Genomic DNA, 14,873 nt, shown 5'->3' on the forward strand with positions numbered 1-14,873 from the left:
CCGTAAACGAACCACGGGAGATCAACACGGTCGACGACGCGGTTCTCTCCCGGGCGTGACAGCCGGGAATGACCGCAGCCGGAGCGGCCACGTAGTGTCGTCCATGCCGAAGATGCTTCGCATCCTTGATCTTTGAATCCACGCCTCCACCGTTGACGCGAGCAATGGCGAGGCGGACGGATATGATCAGACCCACCGACATGATGGGAACACGGCGCTGGACGCCGGGGCTGGCGGCGCTGGCCATGATGCTGTTCGCCGGCCTCGCCGCGCTTCCGGCAGCGGCGCAACTGCTGCCCGGCGGCGGTTCGGCGACCGAGTCTGGCGAGGGTTCGGGCGAGGGCGGCGGTCCCGATGAACCGAGCCGCTACTGGTGGCGGGTCGACGCACTGAATCCGTCTCTGCCCGCCCCGCCCGCGACCCTGCGGCGCGACACGCCGCGCATCGTCCTCGAAGGCTTCATCGATGCGGCCGAACGAAAGGACTTCGCCACCGCGTCCCACTTACTAAATTTCGCGCTGCTGCCCGACCCCCCGACGGCCGGGCGCGCGGCGACGTTGGCCAGTCAGCTTTACGAGGTGATCGACCGCAAGATCTGGATCGATTGGGCGGGTCTGCCCGATCGGCCCGACGCCGTCGATGTTGTCGCTTCAGGCGATTCCCCCTTCGCCGGCGAACCACGCCGAGCGCTTCAGCTCGGCCTCCTCGATCTGGATGGCCGGCCGATATCGATCTGGCTCGAGCGGCTGAAACCGACCGACGGCGAGCCGGTCTGGCTGATCGCCGGCGAAAGCGTCGCGCGCATCGAGGCGCTCTATGCCCGCCACGGCCCCAAGGACTTCGAGCGCAGCCTGCCCGACTGGTCGCGGCAACCCTCCGCCTTCGGCCTGCCGCTTTGGCAGCTCGCCGGCTTTCCGCTGATCCTGATCGGCGCCGGCCTCGCCGGCTGGGCCACCTATCGGCTGGTCGGCAGCGCCCAGCGTCCCGTTCGCGAACATGCCTGGCTGAACCGCGTGGTCGAGCGAGCCCGGCTACCGTCGGCGCTGCTCGTCGGAGCCGGACTGGTCTGGTGGCTGACGTCGTCGCTCCTGCCGTTCATCGGACCGCTCAACGCCTTGCTCGCGCCGCTCCTCCTCGCGCTGATCGTCCTCGCGGTCACCTTGGGTGTATTGCGCGTCCTCGACATTCTGCTCGACGTCTTCGCATCGCGCTACGTCGAAGACGTCAGCCAGGAGAAGAACGCCGAATCGCGCCGGCTGTTGACCAATCTCTCGGTGATGCGCCGGTTGATCATCCTGCTCGCCTTCCTGGTCGGCGCCGGCGCGCTGATCATCCAGCTCAATCTGTCTCAGACACTGGGCGTATCGCTGCTCGCTTCGGCCGGCGTCATCACGCTGATCTTCGGCTTCGCCGCCCAGACCGTGCTCGGTAACATCCTGGCCTCGATCCAGATCGCGCTCGCCAAACCGATCCGCATCGGCGACTCGGTGTCGTATGAGGGCGCCTGGGGCTATGTCGAGGAGATCAACTACACCTATGTGTTGATCCGCATCTGGGACGAGAGGCGTCTAGTCGTGCCGGTGCAGTATTTCGTCTCCAACCCGTTCGAGAACTGGTCGATCCGCAATCCCGGCATCGTCAAGCCGGTCGAACTGCAGCTCGACTACCGAGCCGACATCGCCGAGTTGCGTCAGGTGTTCGAGGCGATGCTGCGCGAGGACGAGGACTGGGACGAGGCGCAGGAACCGAAAATCCTGGTGATCGCCCAGGACGCCGAGGCGATGACGGTGCGCTTTTACATGAGCGCCCGGGATTCCTCCGCTGCCTGGAACCTTCACTGCCGCATCCGCGAAAAGCTGATCCACCATATCGGCACGCGGTCGGACAACTCGTTCCTGCCGCGTCAGCGGGTCGCCAGCGTCGGCGACGGCGCGGATGCGGCACAGGCCGGCGCAGCCACGGACGCCGGCGCCGAAGCGGCATCGGTCGAGGCATGACGACGTTGCGCTTCGTTGCCGCCGATTCAATCGGCGCTGGGCAGCCGGCGCATGGTGAACTCGATTTCGTCCTCGGGCAGCTGCCGCCAGCTTTCCACCGAGGTCCAATAGGCGGCCTTGGGGTAACGGTCGAACCACTCACGTGCCTTCATGCGAGCCGCTTCGCGCGGCAGCTTGAAGGTTTCGCGCACGAAGCTGTCGCCGCCCTGTCCGCGGATTCGTCCGGCCGCGCGATCGTCGCGGGTTTCGTGCAGGCGTCTGGCAAGGCCGTCGAGCGGCGGGCGGGTGAGCCGGGACATGGACTTTCTTAATGATCGCGATCGGGCACGGTCGAAAAAAGATAGCCTCCCGGCACGACTTTTGCGAATCGCCGCCCGCGCCGCCAATGAAGAGCCGAACCGATCATAATGCGGACAAGCCCTCAAGCAGCTATGCTACCATGCACGCGAGACCCGTTTGCCACGTGTCGAACTTGGCATTGCGCTCGCCGTCCTCAGATGCGATTGCCGCGAAATAGTTGGCGCCGCGAGGCTTTACCCTGCCGCGCCGGACAGACAAATCGCCGGGTAGCCCCCGGCACATGAGAGTGACTGCCGCATGGAAAAGCCGAACCTGCCCGAGGGGCTGCCGAACGACATCGACGCAAAAAAGGCGACGGCGCAGGCCTGGTTCGAGGTACTACGCGACCGCCTCTGTGCCGCCTTCGAAGAACTCGAGGACGGGTTCGGAGAGGAGACCGGGCTCCCAGCCGGCCGGTTCGAGCGCACCGCATGGTCGCGGGAGGGCGACGGCGGCGGTGGCCTGATGTCGATGATGCACGGCCGGGTGTTCGAGAAAGTCGGCGTCCATACCTCGACGGTCCATGGCGAGTTCTCGCCGGAATTCCGCAAGCAGATCCCCGGTGCCGAGGAAGACCCGACCTTCTGGGCGTCGGGCATCTCGCTGATCGCCCATATGCGCAATCCCAATGTGCCGGCGGTCCACATGAACACACGCATGGTCGTGACGACCCGGCAGTGGTTCGGCGGCGGCGCCGACCTCACCCCGACGCTCGATCGGCGGCGCACCGACGACGATCGCGATACCCTCGCCTTCCACAAGGCTCTGAAATTCGTCTGCGACCGGCACGCCGGTGTCGCCGACTACGGCCGCTTCAAGGAATGGTGCGACGAATATTTCTACCTTCCGCACCGGGGCGAGGCACGCGGCGTCGGCGGCATCTTCTATGATTGGCTGCACTCGTCAGAGGAGCAAGGCGGCTGGGACGCGGACTTCGCCTTTACCCGCGACGTCGGCAAGGCGTTTCTGGTGGTCTATCCGCACATCGTGCGCCAGAACGTTCTTCAGCCCTATACAGAGGCGGACCGTGAAGAGCAGCTGATCCGCCGCGGCCGCTATGTCGAGTATAATCTCCTTTACGACCGTGGCACGCTGTTCGGCCTCAAGACCGGCGGCAACGTCGCCTCGATCCTGTCGTCGATGCCGCCGATCGTAAAGTGGCCCTGACTTGTAATTTTTTAACGAAATGTAAATCTGTTTAATTGATTCGGCGTTTCACGAATCGTATGTGTAACTGATCAGGGAGGATCATTCATGTACGAACTAGATTGTGCCGGCATCATTCCCGGCTGCCAACGGGTTATCCGAGCGGAGAGCCAGGCCGAGGTGGTTCGGCGGGCTGTCGTTCAGGCTAAGCAGCTCGGGGTCGACCGGATTTCGCCGATGATGCTGGATTCGTTCCGGATGAAGACCCACGAGCTGTTGAACTAGGCTTCAGCCGTTCGAATTGGGGCGATGTGAAACTGCGAAGCGGGCCGGCGGCCCGCTTTTTTGTTGCAGGGATCGTACCGACCGCCGCTCTTTCAAAGGCGGGACATCAAGGTCTCGCCGTCGAGCACGAAGCCGCTCTCCGCCCAGAGCCGACGAAGCCGGTTCAGTGCCTCGCCCATGTCGGGTCCCGGCGCGATGCCCGCCCGTTTCAGATCCTCGCCATTGACCGGAAATTCGGGCGGGTCGAAACGTTCTGCGGCGTTCAGCTGGCGGGCTAGCGTCGCCACCGCCGTCAGCGATTGTTGCGTGCCTTCCGCCTTGGCTCGCGCCGCCGCTAGACCCAGGCGCAGCCGATCGACGATCGACGATCGATCGCCAAAATACAGCCGCGTGCGCAATGCCGCCTCGCTCTCGTCCGGCCGCGCCGGCTCGGCGTGCGCGAAGGCAACGATACGGTCGCGCTCGGCGTTGGAAAAGCGCAACCGCCTGGCCATTTCGGTCAGCCGCTCGGCATCGGGCGGCACGATCGCGGCCAGCCGCAGCATCGGATCGGCAGCCCAACCGAGAGCCCGTTCGGCGTCGACCAGCGGATGAATGGCGTCGATCCCCCAGCGCTCGGTCTCCGGCAATACAGCCGTCAGCACGCCGGTCTGGCGCATCCACAGTAGCGCGCGCGACGGGTCGGGTGCTGACAAGAGCTTGCGCAACTCCGACCAGATCCGCTCCGGCGACAGCCCCGCCAACCCGTCTTTCAGCCGCGTCGACGCCCTGATTCCTTCGGCGTCCGGCCGGCCCTTGCCGTAAAAGGCGAAGAACCGGAAGAACCGCAATATGCGCAGATAATCCTCGCGAATGCGTGTCTCGGCGTCGCCGATGAAGCGCAGCGTCTGGCTGGTGATATCGGGAATGCCGCCCACGAGGTCGACGACGGTTCCATCCGCCTGGCAATACAGCGCGTTGATGGTGAAGTCCCGACGTTCGGCGTCGGCCTGCCAATCGCGGCCGAAGCTGACGGTGGCGCGGCGGCCATCGGTTTCGACGTCCTTGCGCAGCGTCGTCACCTCGTAGGCCCGCTTGGGCGTGACCACCGTCACCGTACCATGCTCGAAGCCGGTAGGCACGGCGCGAAAGCCCGCCGCCTCGACGCGCCGAACCGTTTCTTCGGGAACAGTGGTCGTCGCCACATCGACGTCGGTGACCGGTTGATCGAGGATCCAGTTGCGCACCGCGCCCCCTACGACACGCGCTTCTTCGCCGTCATGCGACAGCGCCGACAGGAGCGATTGCAGCGACGAGGATGTCAGCCAGGGCGCGTCGATCGTCGTCATGGTCATGCATAAAGCCTTTCGTAGAGGGTACGGATGATGCCGGCGGTGACGCCCCAGATGAAGCGTTCACCGAAGGGCATCACATAGTATCGCCGCTCCGTGCCCTGCCAGATGCGGCTTTCCTGGCTGTGATTGGCTTCCGTCATCAGGAATCCGAGCGGCACCTCGAACACGTCCTCGACCTCGGCCGGATTGGCGACGAGGCGGAATCCCGGGCGCACGATCGCAACGACCGGTGTGATGCGAAAGCCGGTGGTCGTCAGATAGCGCGGCAATCGACCGATCGGCTGGACATGATCCGGATCGAGGGCGATCTCCTCGGTGCTCTCGCGAATTGCCGCCGCTTCCGGCGAAACATCTTCGGGATCGACGGAGCCGCCCGGAAAGGCGATCTGGCCGGAATGCTTGCGCAAATGGTCGGCGCGCTTGGTCAGGATCACCGTTGCCCCGTCGGCACGCTCGACGATGGGAACGAGAACCGCGGCCTCGCGCGCCTCGGCCCGTTCCATCAGCTGGACGAGATCGGGATTGAGGAGGTGGTCGCCATATTCACGCGTTTCCTCGCCGCCCCCCACAAGCCCTTCCATTCGCACGCGCAGATCCGCTGCGGTAAACCGGGGGGTGTGATGTGACATGTCCGCTTGCATCGCCGTCATCTATCGTGCGCCTCGGCCGGGATGTCGAACAGCGCACCTCCGGAGCGGACGACCTGGCGCTCGCCACCCGCCGCCACCGGCTCGACGAAGTCGACAAGCTCGAAGGCCAGCGCCCGTGTCAGCCGCGCCTCCAGCCGGCCCCGCACCGTCACATAGGGGCGAAATTCGCCGTTTTCGCCGATGGCAAAGCGCAGCGGATGATCGGAACCGGCTTCGACGAGATCGCCGACATTTGTACGGAAGGTCAGCACCGGCTCACCGTCGTTCATCTCGCGGTTCATCTCGACCGCCTGGAAATGCGCGTCCTCGACCGTGATCCCCAGCTTTTCCACCGGGGTCACGAGATAGGTCCGGCCATCCGCGTCCTTGCGCAGCACCGTGGAGAACAGCTGCACCAAGGCAGGCCGGCCGATCAACGATCCCATATAGGTCCAGCTGCCGTCGGCGCGGATCACCATGTCGATGTCGCCGCAATAGGCCGGGTTCCAGCGGTCCACGGGCGGCGCTCCCTTGCCGGCACGCTCGGCGCGGGAGATGAGCGCCGCAAGGCTGATGCCGCCGGCATTCGATGTCGCCTCTTGCATGTTTATCCCCTTCCGCGTCAATCGGTCCCAGGAAAGGACCGGTCTTATTTTGGCCGGGCTTCGCAGTCACGAAATAGTTGCGGCGCGGTGGCTTGCCAGGAGCGGCGGAAGCCGTTTCCATGTTACGATTCCGTTGTGGCTTCGCGCCCTCCGGACGCGGCGCCCAGCGACAATTCCTCGACGGAGAACTCCTGATGACGATGATGCAGCCCCAGGAGGCGACCCTCAGCAACGACGCGGTCATCGCCATGGCGGAAACCGCGCTCGCCGATATCGCCAAGGTGCGCGATTCGGTCGGCCGGGTCATCTTCGGCCAGGAAAGCGTCGTCGAACAATGCCTCGTCGCCATCCTCGCCGGCGGCCACGCGCTGCTCGTCGGCGTGCCGGGCCTTGCCAAGACCAAGCTCGTCGACACGCTCGGCGTCGCCCTTGGCCTCGACGCGCGGCGCATCCAGTTCACGCCGGATCTGATGCCGTCGGACATTGTCGGCACCGAGGTGATGGACCAGGACGAAACCGGACGCCGGTCCTTCCGCTATGTAAAAGGTCCAGTCTTCGCTCAACTCCTGATGGCCGACGAAATCAATCGCGCCTCGCCGCGCACCCAGTCGGCGCTATTGCAGGCGATGCAGGAGTATCACGTCACGGTCGCCGGCGAGCGCCACGACCTTCCGGCGCCGTTCCACGTGCTCGCCACGCAAAACCCGCTTGAGCAGGAAGGCACCTATCCGCTGCCGGAAGCCCAACTCGACCGCTTCCTGATGCAGGTCGACGTGTATTATCCCGACATCGCGGCCGAGCGCCGCATCCTCGTGGAGACGACCGGCAACGCCGACCAGTCGGCCGAGCCGGTGATGACCGCCGAGCGCCTGCGCGAAATCCAGTCGCTCATCCGCCGCATGCCGGTCGCCGAGAGCGTCGTCGAGGCGATTCTCCAACTGGTGCGTTCGGCGCGTCCGGGCAATGGCAGCAGCCACGCCGACACCCATGTCGCCTGGGGTCCTGGCCCGCGCGCGTCGCAGGCGCTGATGACCTGCGTCAGGGCGCGAGCGCTCTATGACGGCCGCCTCGCCCCCTCGATCGACGACGTCATGGCGCTGGCCGAGCCGATTCTACAGCACCGCATGGCACTTAATTTCGCGGCTCGGGCCGAGGGTATGAGCGTGCGCGACGTCATCGGCGCGCTGAAGCGCGACGCGGCCTAGGGCGGCCGCCGCGATGCCGATCGGCTCGAGCGTCGACCTCACCAATGCGCCGGAAGCCCTCGTGCGGGCACGCCAGCGCGCAGCGCTGATGCCCGACCTTCTGGTCGAGGCACGGCGCGTGGTCGCGACGGTCATCGCCGGATGGCACGGACGGCGCCGGCGCGGCGTCGGCGAGAATTTCTGGCAGTTCCGCCCCTTCGTCGACGGCGAACAGGTCTCGCGCATCGACTGGCGGCGCTCGGCCCGCGACGACCATGTCTATCTGCGTGATCGCGAATGGGAGGCGGCCCAGACCGTCTGGCTGTGGGCGGACCCGTCGCCGTCGATGCGCTACCAGTCGAAGGACGCGCCGGTCTCGAAGGAATCCCGCGCCCTGGTGATCGTCCTCGCGCTCGCCGAAATCCTGGCGCGCTCCGGCGAGCGGATCGGCTATCCGGGTGTCATCGATCCGATTTCGGCGCGCAACGCCGCCGAGCGGATCGCCGCGGCGCTGCTCAACAGCCGGCCGGACGACCCGTTCCCACCGGACGATCGGCTGAAGCGCTTCACCGAACTCGTCATCGTCAGCGATCTGCTCGATCCGGTCGACGACATCATCGCCCGTATCGATCGCCTCGGCCGGCGCGGCGTCAAGGGTCACGTGATCATGGTCGCGGATCCGGCCGAGGAAGTCTTTCCCTATGCCGGGCGCACCGAGTTCCGCGATCCGGAGACCGGGGTGAAGCTGACCGCCGGCCGGGCCGAGACCCTGCGCGAGGACTACACGACGCTTTACAAGGCCCGGCGCGAGCACATCGCCGAACATTGCCGACGGCTGGGCTGGAGCTTCATCGCCCACCGCACCGACCGTCTGGCTTCGGAAGCGCTCGTCGCCGTCCACGGCCGGCTGAGCGGTGCGCCGCAGGTCATGGGACCGCGATCGAAGGAGCCCGCGGCATGATTGGCGGTCTCGCTTTGTCCTTCGGCGCACCGCTGGTGCTGTTCGGCCTTCTGGCGCTGCCGGTGATCTGGTGGCTGCTGAAGCTGACCCCACCGCGTCCGCAGACGGAGACCTTCCCGCCGCTGCGGATTTTGCAAGAGATTTTGAAGAGCGAGGAAACGCCATCGAAGAGCCCGTGGTGGCTGACGCTGCTGCGGTTGCTGCTGGCTGCGCTGATCATTTTCGCGCTCGCCGCGCCAACGCTGAATCCGCGCGAAAACCAGCTGTCGGGCGATGGCCTGTTGGCGCTGCTGATCGACAATGGCTGGGCGAGCGGCGGCGACTGGGACGCGCGGCGCGCGGCTGCCGAAGGCCTGATCCGCGAGGCGGGCGACGCCGGCCGGCCGATTTCGCTCGCCTTCACGGCGGAAGGCCCGAGCGACGACGCGACGCCGGTCGAGGCGACGACGGCGCTCGAACGGTTGGCCGCTGCGGCACCGCACCCGATCCCGACCGACCGCGCGGCGGCGGCCGAGCGGATGGCGACGGCGCTCGCCGGCAACAGCGCGGGCTCGCTGGTCTTTCTTGCCGACGGGTTGGACAGCGCGGAGACCGCTTCGGCGGCGCGGACCTTGGCGGCTCTCGCACCCAGTCAGGCGATCGTTTATGCCCCCGGCATCGACGGGCTCGTCGGGCTGACGGGGGCCGATAACTCGACCGAGGCGCTGGTCGTCAAAGCCGTGCGGCCGAGCGGCGGCGCGGAAGCGAGAACGTTCGCTTTGCGTGCCGTCGACGCGCAAGGCCGCGAGATCGGCCGCGCGCCACTGGAATTCGCCGCCGGAGACAGCGCCGCCGAAGCGCGCTTCGCGATCCCGGTGGAGTTGCGCAACGACATCGCGCGGCTGGAAGTCGACGGGGTGAGCGACGCCGGCGCCGTGCGGCTGGTCGACGACAGTTTCCGGCGACGCCGTGTGGCACTGGTGTCGGGCGAATCTGCTGACGTCGCGCAGCCGCTCTTGTCGCCGCTCTACTACATCACCCGCGCGCTGGAGCCCTTCGCCGACCTCGCACGCCCCGATAGCGCGGACCTTGCCGAGGCCATTCCGTCGCTTCTGGAGCGTCGACCCTCGGTGGTGGTTCTGGCCGACATCGGCGTCCTGCCCGAGACGGCCGAAACCGCCCTGCAAAAATTTGTCGAGGACGGCGGCTATCTGGTGCGCTTCGCCGGCCCGCGGCTGGCGGCGACCACCGGTGAAGACCCGCTGGTGCCGGTGCGGCTGCGCACCGGCGAGCGCCAGCTCGGCGGCGCCATGTCCTGGTCGGAGCCGCAAAAGATCGCGCCGCTGGCGGCCGAAAGCCCGTTCGCCGGAATCAAGGTTCCCGATGACGTCACCGTCACGCGGCAGATCCTCGCCGAACCCTCCGTCAACCTCGCCGACAAGACATGGGCGAGCCTTGTCGACGGCACGCCGCTCGTGACCGCCGAGTCACTCGGCGCCGGAACGATTGTCCTGTTTCACGTCACCGCCGAGGCAACCTGGTCGAACCTGCCGATCTCGGGCGCCTTCGTCGACATGCTGCGCCGGATCGTCACCCTGTCGCGGGCGAGCGCGAACACGACCGACGGACGCACGGCGGCCGACAGCCTGCCGCCGTATCGCGTTCTCGACGGTCAGGGCCGTCTGGTTGGTCCGGGCGCCGATGTGCAACCGCTGCAGCTCGTCGCGGACGGACCGCAGCCGGTGACGCTGCAAAACCCGCCGGGCCTTTACGGCACCGAGGACGGCTATATCGCCCACAATCTCTTGCCGGCAGGCACTGAACTGAAACCCCTGCCGCCGCTCGATCTCGGCGCGCCTCTGCAGTCGCGCGGCTATGGCGGCGAAGACGCCGTCGATCTGACGCCCTGGCTGTTCGCCGCCGCGCTGATGTTGTTCGCGCTCGACGCGTTGGCGCTGTTGTGGCTGAACGGAGCTTTCTCGCGGATCGGGACGGCTTTCGCCAACCGCCGCTCGACCGCGCTGCCGGTGATCGCCCTGCTGGCGGCCGTGGCGCTCGCCGCGTCCGCCACCCCCGGCTTGGCGCAGGTGGCGGAGACTGCGGTGGCGACGAATGCCCCGGACTTCACCTTCGACGTCGAAAAGGCGATCGAAGCCACCGAAACCACCCATCTCGCCTATGTGGAGACCGGCGATCCGGCGACCGACGGCATTTCCCGCGCCGGTCTCTCGGGCCTGACGCAATACATCGCCGCCAAGACCGCGCTGGAGCCCGGCGAACCGATCGGAATCGACATCGCCGCCGACGAATTGGCGTTCTATCCGATCATCTACTGGCCGATCGATCCCGCCGCGCCGATGCCGGACCAGGCCGCCGTGAGCCGCATCGATGCCTATATGAAACAGGGCGGGACCGTGCTGTTCGACGTCGCCGACGACACGCTGGCGGGCCTGTCCGGCGGCGGCGTGTCGGCCGGCCAGCGACGGCTGCGCGACATCCTCGCCGATCTCGACATCCCGCCGCTGGAGCCGGTGCCCTCGGACCACGTGCTGACCAAGGCATTCTACATCATGAGCGACTTTCCCGGCCGGCACACCGGGTCCGAGCTGTGGGTGGAATCGCTGGTGCGCGACGCGGACGGGGCCTCGCGGCCGGCGCGCGGCGGTGACGGCGTGTCCTCGATCATGATCACCGCCAACGATCTCGCCAGCGCTTGGGCGGTCGACGAACAGGGCCTGTTCCTGTTTCCGACGGATTCGTCCGACCCCTCGCAGCGTGAATATGCCTACCGGGCGGGGGTCAACATCGTGATGTATGTGCTCACCGGCAACTACAAGGCCGATCAGGTGCATGTGCCGGCGCTGCTGGAAAGGCTCGGCCAATGAGCTGGTCGATCGACTTCGCGCCCTTCTTCTCCTGGACGGTGATCGCCATCCTGGCGGTGCCAGCGGTCTTGCTGGCGCTGGCGCTGATCTTTGCCCGGATGCGCGGCGCGGTCATCCGCATCCTGGCCATCGCCGCACTGTTGCTGGCGTTGCTCAACCCTGTCGTCCTGCGCGAACAGCGCGATCCGTTGAAGAGCGTCGTCGCGCTCGTCCTCGACCGCAGCCAGAGCCAGACCATCGGCGAGCGCACCGCCCAGACCGACGCCGCCGAGGCTGCGCTGAAGGAGAGTCTCGCCCGCTATCCGGAGTTCGAGGTCCGCACGGTGGAAGCGCGGTCCGGCAACGCGCCGTCCAGTGACGCGACCACCGCGCTGTTCGGCGCGCTCGCCGGCGCGCTCAAGGACGTCGCGCCGGCGCGGGTGGCCGGCGCGATCATGGTCACCGACGGCCAGATCCACGACATTCCCACTGACGCGCAGGCGCTCGGCTTCGACGCACCGGTCCACGGCCTCGTCACCGGCCGGCCGGACGGGTTCGACCGCCGCATCGAGGTGACGACCAGCCCGCGCTTCGGTCTCGTCGACGAGGACCAGCGCCTGCGCTACCGGGTCATCGAGGAAGGCCCGAAAGCCTCGGACGCGCCGGTCGAGGTGCAGATCTTCCTCAATGGCGACCTGATCGCCCGCGAGCAGGCCCGCCCCGGCAGCGAGGCCGAATTCGCCTTCCAGCTGCCTCGGTCCGGCAAGAACATCCTTGAACTCTCCGCCGCGCGCGATCCGGGCGAAATCACGCCGGTCAACAATCGGGCGATCGCGGTCGTCGACGGCATCCGCGAGAATTTGCGGGTGTTGCTGGTTTCCGGCGAGCCGCATGCGGGCGAGCGCACCTGGCGCAATTTGTTGAAGTCGGATGCAGCCGTCGATCTCGTGCATTTCACCATCCTGCGCCCACCCGAGAAGCAGGACGGCACGCCGATCGACCAGCTGTCACTGATCGCCTTCCCGACCCGCGAGCTGTTCGTGGAAAAGATCGACGATTTCGACCTGATCATCTTCGACCGCTATCAGGAGCGCGGCGTGCTACCGGCGCTGTATTTCGACTACATCGCCCAATATGTCGAAAACGGCGGGGCGATGCTGATCGCCGCCGGGCCGGAATATGCCGGCAATGAAAGCGTCGCGACCACGCCGCTGCAGGCGGTGCTGCCGGCGATGCCGACCGGCGGCATCGAAAAGCGGGCATTCTATCCGCAAATCTCCGACCTCGGCCGCAAGCATCCGGTCACCCGGAACCTGCCTGGCTCGAACAGCGAACCGCCGGACTGGAGCCCCTGGTTCCGCTCGATCGACGTCGGCGAGCCCGAGGGCGAGACGGTGATGAACGGGCCGGACGGCAAGCCGCTCCTCGTCCTCAACCGGGTCGAGGAAGGCCGCATCGCGCTGCTTCTGTCCGATCACGAGTGGCTGTGGTCGCGCGGCTTCGAGGGTGGCGGCCCGCATGTGGCGCTGTTCCGGCGCCTTGCCCACTGGCTGATGAAGGAGCCGGAGCTGGAGGAAGAGGCGCTGGACGCCGAGGCACGCGGCTCCGATCTTCTCGTCACCCGCCAGACGATCGGCGAGACGCCCGGACCCGCGACCGTTTTGACGCCGTCCGGCGAGGCGGTCAGCGTGCCGATGGTCGAAGCCGGCGCCGGCCGCTACGAGGGCGTCCTGGAGACCGACGAATTGGGGCTGTTCCAGGCGGCGAATGGCGACCTTCGCGCTCTGGCCAATGTCGGGCCGGTCAATCCGCGCGAGTATCGCGAGGCGATCTCGACGACGGACAAGCTGGAGCCGATTACCGACGCGACGCGCGGCAGCGTTCGCCGGCTGGCCGGAGCGTCCGGCGACATCGACGTGCCGCGCATCGTGCCGGTCAGCGGACGGGCGAGCGCCGACGGCCGTGACTGGATCGGGCTGCGGAAGACCGAGGAGACGGTGCTGCGCGGCGTCGACCGCACGCCGCTCTTCGCCGGCTTCCTCGGCTTGGCGGTGCTGCTCCTGGCGCTGTCGGCGACCTGGTATCGCGAGGGGCGGTAGCGGCCATCTACGGCCTTTGAGACATCGACCGAGACGGTACCGGTCAGCCGGATGTGCGGCTCTTGCTTTTCCTGAGTTTCGCGCGGAAACTTACCCTGCGGCAGGACGCCGCGAACTGCTCCCGTGGCGTATGCAGCCGCGCGACGGCAAGGGTCAGCAGTCCCAACCACCTCGACTTGTTCCGTCGGCAAGCCTTGTTGTGAGAAGGCGATGAGAACGCTTCTGATCGCCGCCGGCCTGTTGGCGGCATCTTCCCTTTCCGCTTACGCTCAGGATGCCCGTGACAGGCTTCCGGGAACCGATATCCTGCCGAAGGGCACGATCCAGGTATCACCTGTGATCCCAGGCATGGGCGAGCACTGGGCCAATCCGGGCGACCTTCCGCTCGGTCCCATCTACTGCGTTCACGAGGGCAATGTCGTCTGCCTCGAGTTCATGATGTCGCAGGAGGAGTTCAACTCCGGCAAGTCCTGGACCGACCTTGCCGGCGTCGAGGGACTGCCCCCGGTGGATCACGTCAATATCGATTTCGAAGCCAACGGCCATGAGGGCTTCGAGGTACCGCATTACGACGTGCATCTCTACTTCATCGACCCGGCGGCGCAGAAGGCGATCAAATAGGTCAGTGGCTCGGGCCGGCGGTTCGGAATGCTTATTGCGCTTCGGACCGCCGCAGTCGCGCTACGATCAACTCCGCCGCGCGCCCACCCGCCCGCTCACTTCCGCCAACGCTCCTTCCTCCAGCTCCAGTCCGAGCAGACGCGCCGGATCGACCGGGCCCGGCATAAACACGGAGCCGCGCTGAAGCGGACGATAGCCGAGCGGCGCGTAATAGGGCGGATCGCCGACCAGGATGATCGACCCCTCGCCCTTTTCCCGCGCTGCCTCGGCGGCGAGGCGCATCAGCGCCCTGCCCGCGCCCTTGTTCTTGAAGGTGGGTCTGACGGCGAGCGGTCCCAGCATCAGCGACGGAGTCGCCCCAATCGCGATCGGCGTCAGCCGGACCGATCCGATGATCTCTTCTTCAAAGAGGGCGACAAACGAGAGCGCCCGGTCGTGCGGTGCCATCTCGCGGACGCGCTCGGCGGCACGCGCGAAGCGACCGGGCCCGAACGCCTCGTCGGCGATCGCGTCGATGGTCGGGTCGTGGTCGGGGTGCTCCGGCAGATACTGGACATCGGAGAGGTGAAACATCGAAAGAGAACCAATTCGGGCGGACGATGGCGCCGCACGCAAGGCTCCCAATACGGTTGGGGAAATCCGGCGGACGACGGCGGTCAATGCGCTGGGGCGCGGACCTTTACTCGTCGTCGGCGAAGGATCATCGGCTTCACTCCTGGAGCGCCGTGCGGTCATTCGGACGCACAAGGGACGCTCTACCGCTTCGACTGAGCATCGGAATGATCCAAAACCGGATGCCCCGTTTTGGTCCGATGCTCCAGGAAGCGACG

Annotated in this window: 13 protein-coding genes; 8 read left to right on the top strand and 5 right to left on the bottom strand. The window is 66.7% G+C overall.

Translation table 11 applies throughout. From position 1 onward, the window contains the following. The first annotated feature begins 182 nt into the window (after positions 1–182). Positions 183–1,997: a mechanosensitive ion channel family protein gene (locus ING15_RS16365; RefSeq protein WP_206455915.1), complete on the top strand. Its 1,815-nt coding sequence runs from the start codon at positions 183–185 to the stop codon at positions 1,995–1,997. Positions 1,998–2,023: 26 nt separating this feature from the next. Here ING15_RS16365 and ING15_RS16370 read toward each other — a convergent pair whose 3' ends face one another. After that, on the bottom strand, positions 2,024–2,296 hold the full coding sequence (locus tag ING15_RS16370) for a hypothetical protein (protein WP_206455916.1): 273 nt from the start codon (positions 2,294–2,296) through the stop codon (positions 2,024–2,026). Between the two features lie 298 nt (positions 2,297–2,594). Here ING15_RS16370 and hemF point away from each other — a divergent pair, with 298 nt between their 5' ends. After that, the gene (hemF, locus tag ING15_RS16375) at positions 2,595–3,503 is read left to right on the top strand and encodes an oxygen-dependent coproporphyrinogen oxidase (RefSeq protein ID WP_206455917.1); all 909 of its coding nucleotides are present in this window, start codon (positions 2,595–2,597) and stop codon (positions 3,501–3,503) included. Positions 3,504–3,590: 87 nt separating this feature from the next. Beyond that, positions 3,591–3,767 (top strand): DUF1059 domain-containing protein, encoded by a 177-nt coding sequence (locus ING15_RS16380; protein WP_206455918.1) that lies wholly within the window; start codon positions 3,591–3,593, stop codon positions 3,765–3,767. Between the two features lie 92 nt (positions 3,768–3,859). Here the strand turns inward: ING15_RS16380 and ING15_RS16385 are convergent, their stop codons facing one another. Genes ING15_RS16385 through ING15_RS16395 form a run of 3 tightly spaced genes read right to left on the bottom strand, consistent with a single transcriptional unit; the run spans position 3,860 to position 6,335 of the window. Further along, on the bottom strand, positions 3,860–5,101 hold the full coding sequence (locus ING15_RS16385; RefSeq protein ID WP_206455919.1) for a CCA tRNA nucleotidyltransferase: 1,242 nt from the start codon (positions 5,099–5,101) through the stop codon (positions 3,860–3,862). After that, the gene (locus ING15_RS16390; protein WP_408628702.1) at positions 5,098–5,751 is read right to left on the bottom strand and encodes a CoA pyrophosphatase; all 654 of its coding nucleotides are present in this window, start codon (positions 5,749–5,751) and stop codon (positions 5,098–5,100) included. The genes ING15_RS16385 and ING15_RS16390 overlap by 4 nt, the downstream gene beginning before the upstream one ends. Beyond that, positions 5,748–6,335 (bottom strand): DUF1285 domain-containing protein, encoded by a 588-nt coding sequence (locus ING15_RS16395; RefSeq protein WP_206455920.1) that lies wholly within the window; start codon positions 6,333–6,335, stop codon positions 5,748–5,750. Before ING15_RS16395 ends, ING15_RS16390 begins: the two co-directional genes overlap by 4 nt. Positions 6,336–6,529: 194 nt before the next feature. Here ING15_RS16395 and ING15_RS16400 point away from each other — a divergent pair, with 194 nt between their 5' ends. From ING15_RS16400 to ING15_RS16420, 5 genes are all read left to right on the top strand, one after another. Then, positions 6,530–7,540, top strand: coding sequence for an AAA family ATPase (locus ING15_RS16400; protein ID WP_206455921.1), 1,011 nt, complete (start codon positions 6,530–6,532; stop codon positions 7,538–7,540). A 13-nt stretch (positions 7,541–7,553) separates the two neighbouring features. Beyond that, positions 7,554–8,480, top strand: coding sequence for a DUF58 domain-containing protein (locus ING15_RS16405; RefSeq protein ID WP_206455922.1), 927 nt, complete (start codon positions 7,554–7,556; stop codon positions 8,478–8,480). After that, the gene (locus ING15_RS16410) at positions 8,477–11,344 is read left to right on the top strand and encodes a DUF4159 domain-containing protein (RefSeq protein ID WP_210348926.1); all 2,868 of its coding nucleotides are present in this window, start codon (positions 8,477–8,479) and stop codon (positions 11,342–11,344) included. The genes ING15_RS16405 and ING15_RS16410 overlap by 4 nt, the downstream gene beginning before the upstream one ends. Beyond that, on the top strand, positions 11,341–13,422 hold the full coding sequence (locus ING15_RS16415; protein ID WP_206455923.1) for a hypothetical protein: 2,082 nt from the start codon (positions 11,341–11,343) through the stop codon (positions 13,420–13,422). The genes ING15_RS16410 and ING15_RS16415 overlap by 4 nt, the downstream gene beginning before the upstream one ends. A 210-nt stretch (positions 13,423–13,632) precedes the next feature. Continuing rightward, positions 13,633–14,043 (top strand): hypothetical protein, encoded by a 411-nt coding sequence (locus ING15_RS16420; protein ID WP_206455924.1) that lies wholly within the window; start codon positions 13,633–13,635, stop codon positions 14,041–14,043. Positions 14,044–14,109: 66 nt separating this feature from the next. Here the strand turns inward: ING15_RS16420 and ING15_RS16425 are convergent, their stop codons facing one another. Next, positions 14,110–14,616, bottom strand: coding sequence for a GNAT family N-acetyltransferase (locus ING15_RS16425; RefSeq protein ID WP_206455925.1), 507 nt, complete (start codon positions 14,614–14,616; stop codon positions 14,110–14,112). Positions 14,617–14,873: the final 257 nt, after the last annotated feature.

The organism is Aurantimonas marina, assembly GCF_017183135.1.
GTDB classification, from domain to species: Bacteria; Pseudomonadota; Alphaproteobacteria; order Rhizobiales; family Rhizobiaceae; genus Aurantimonas; species Aurantimonas marina.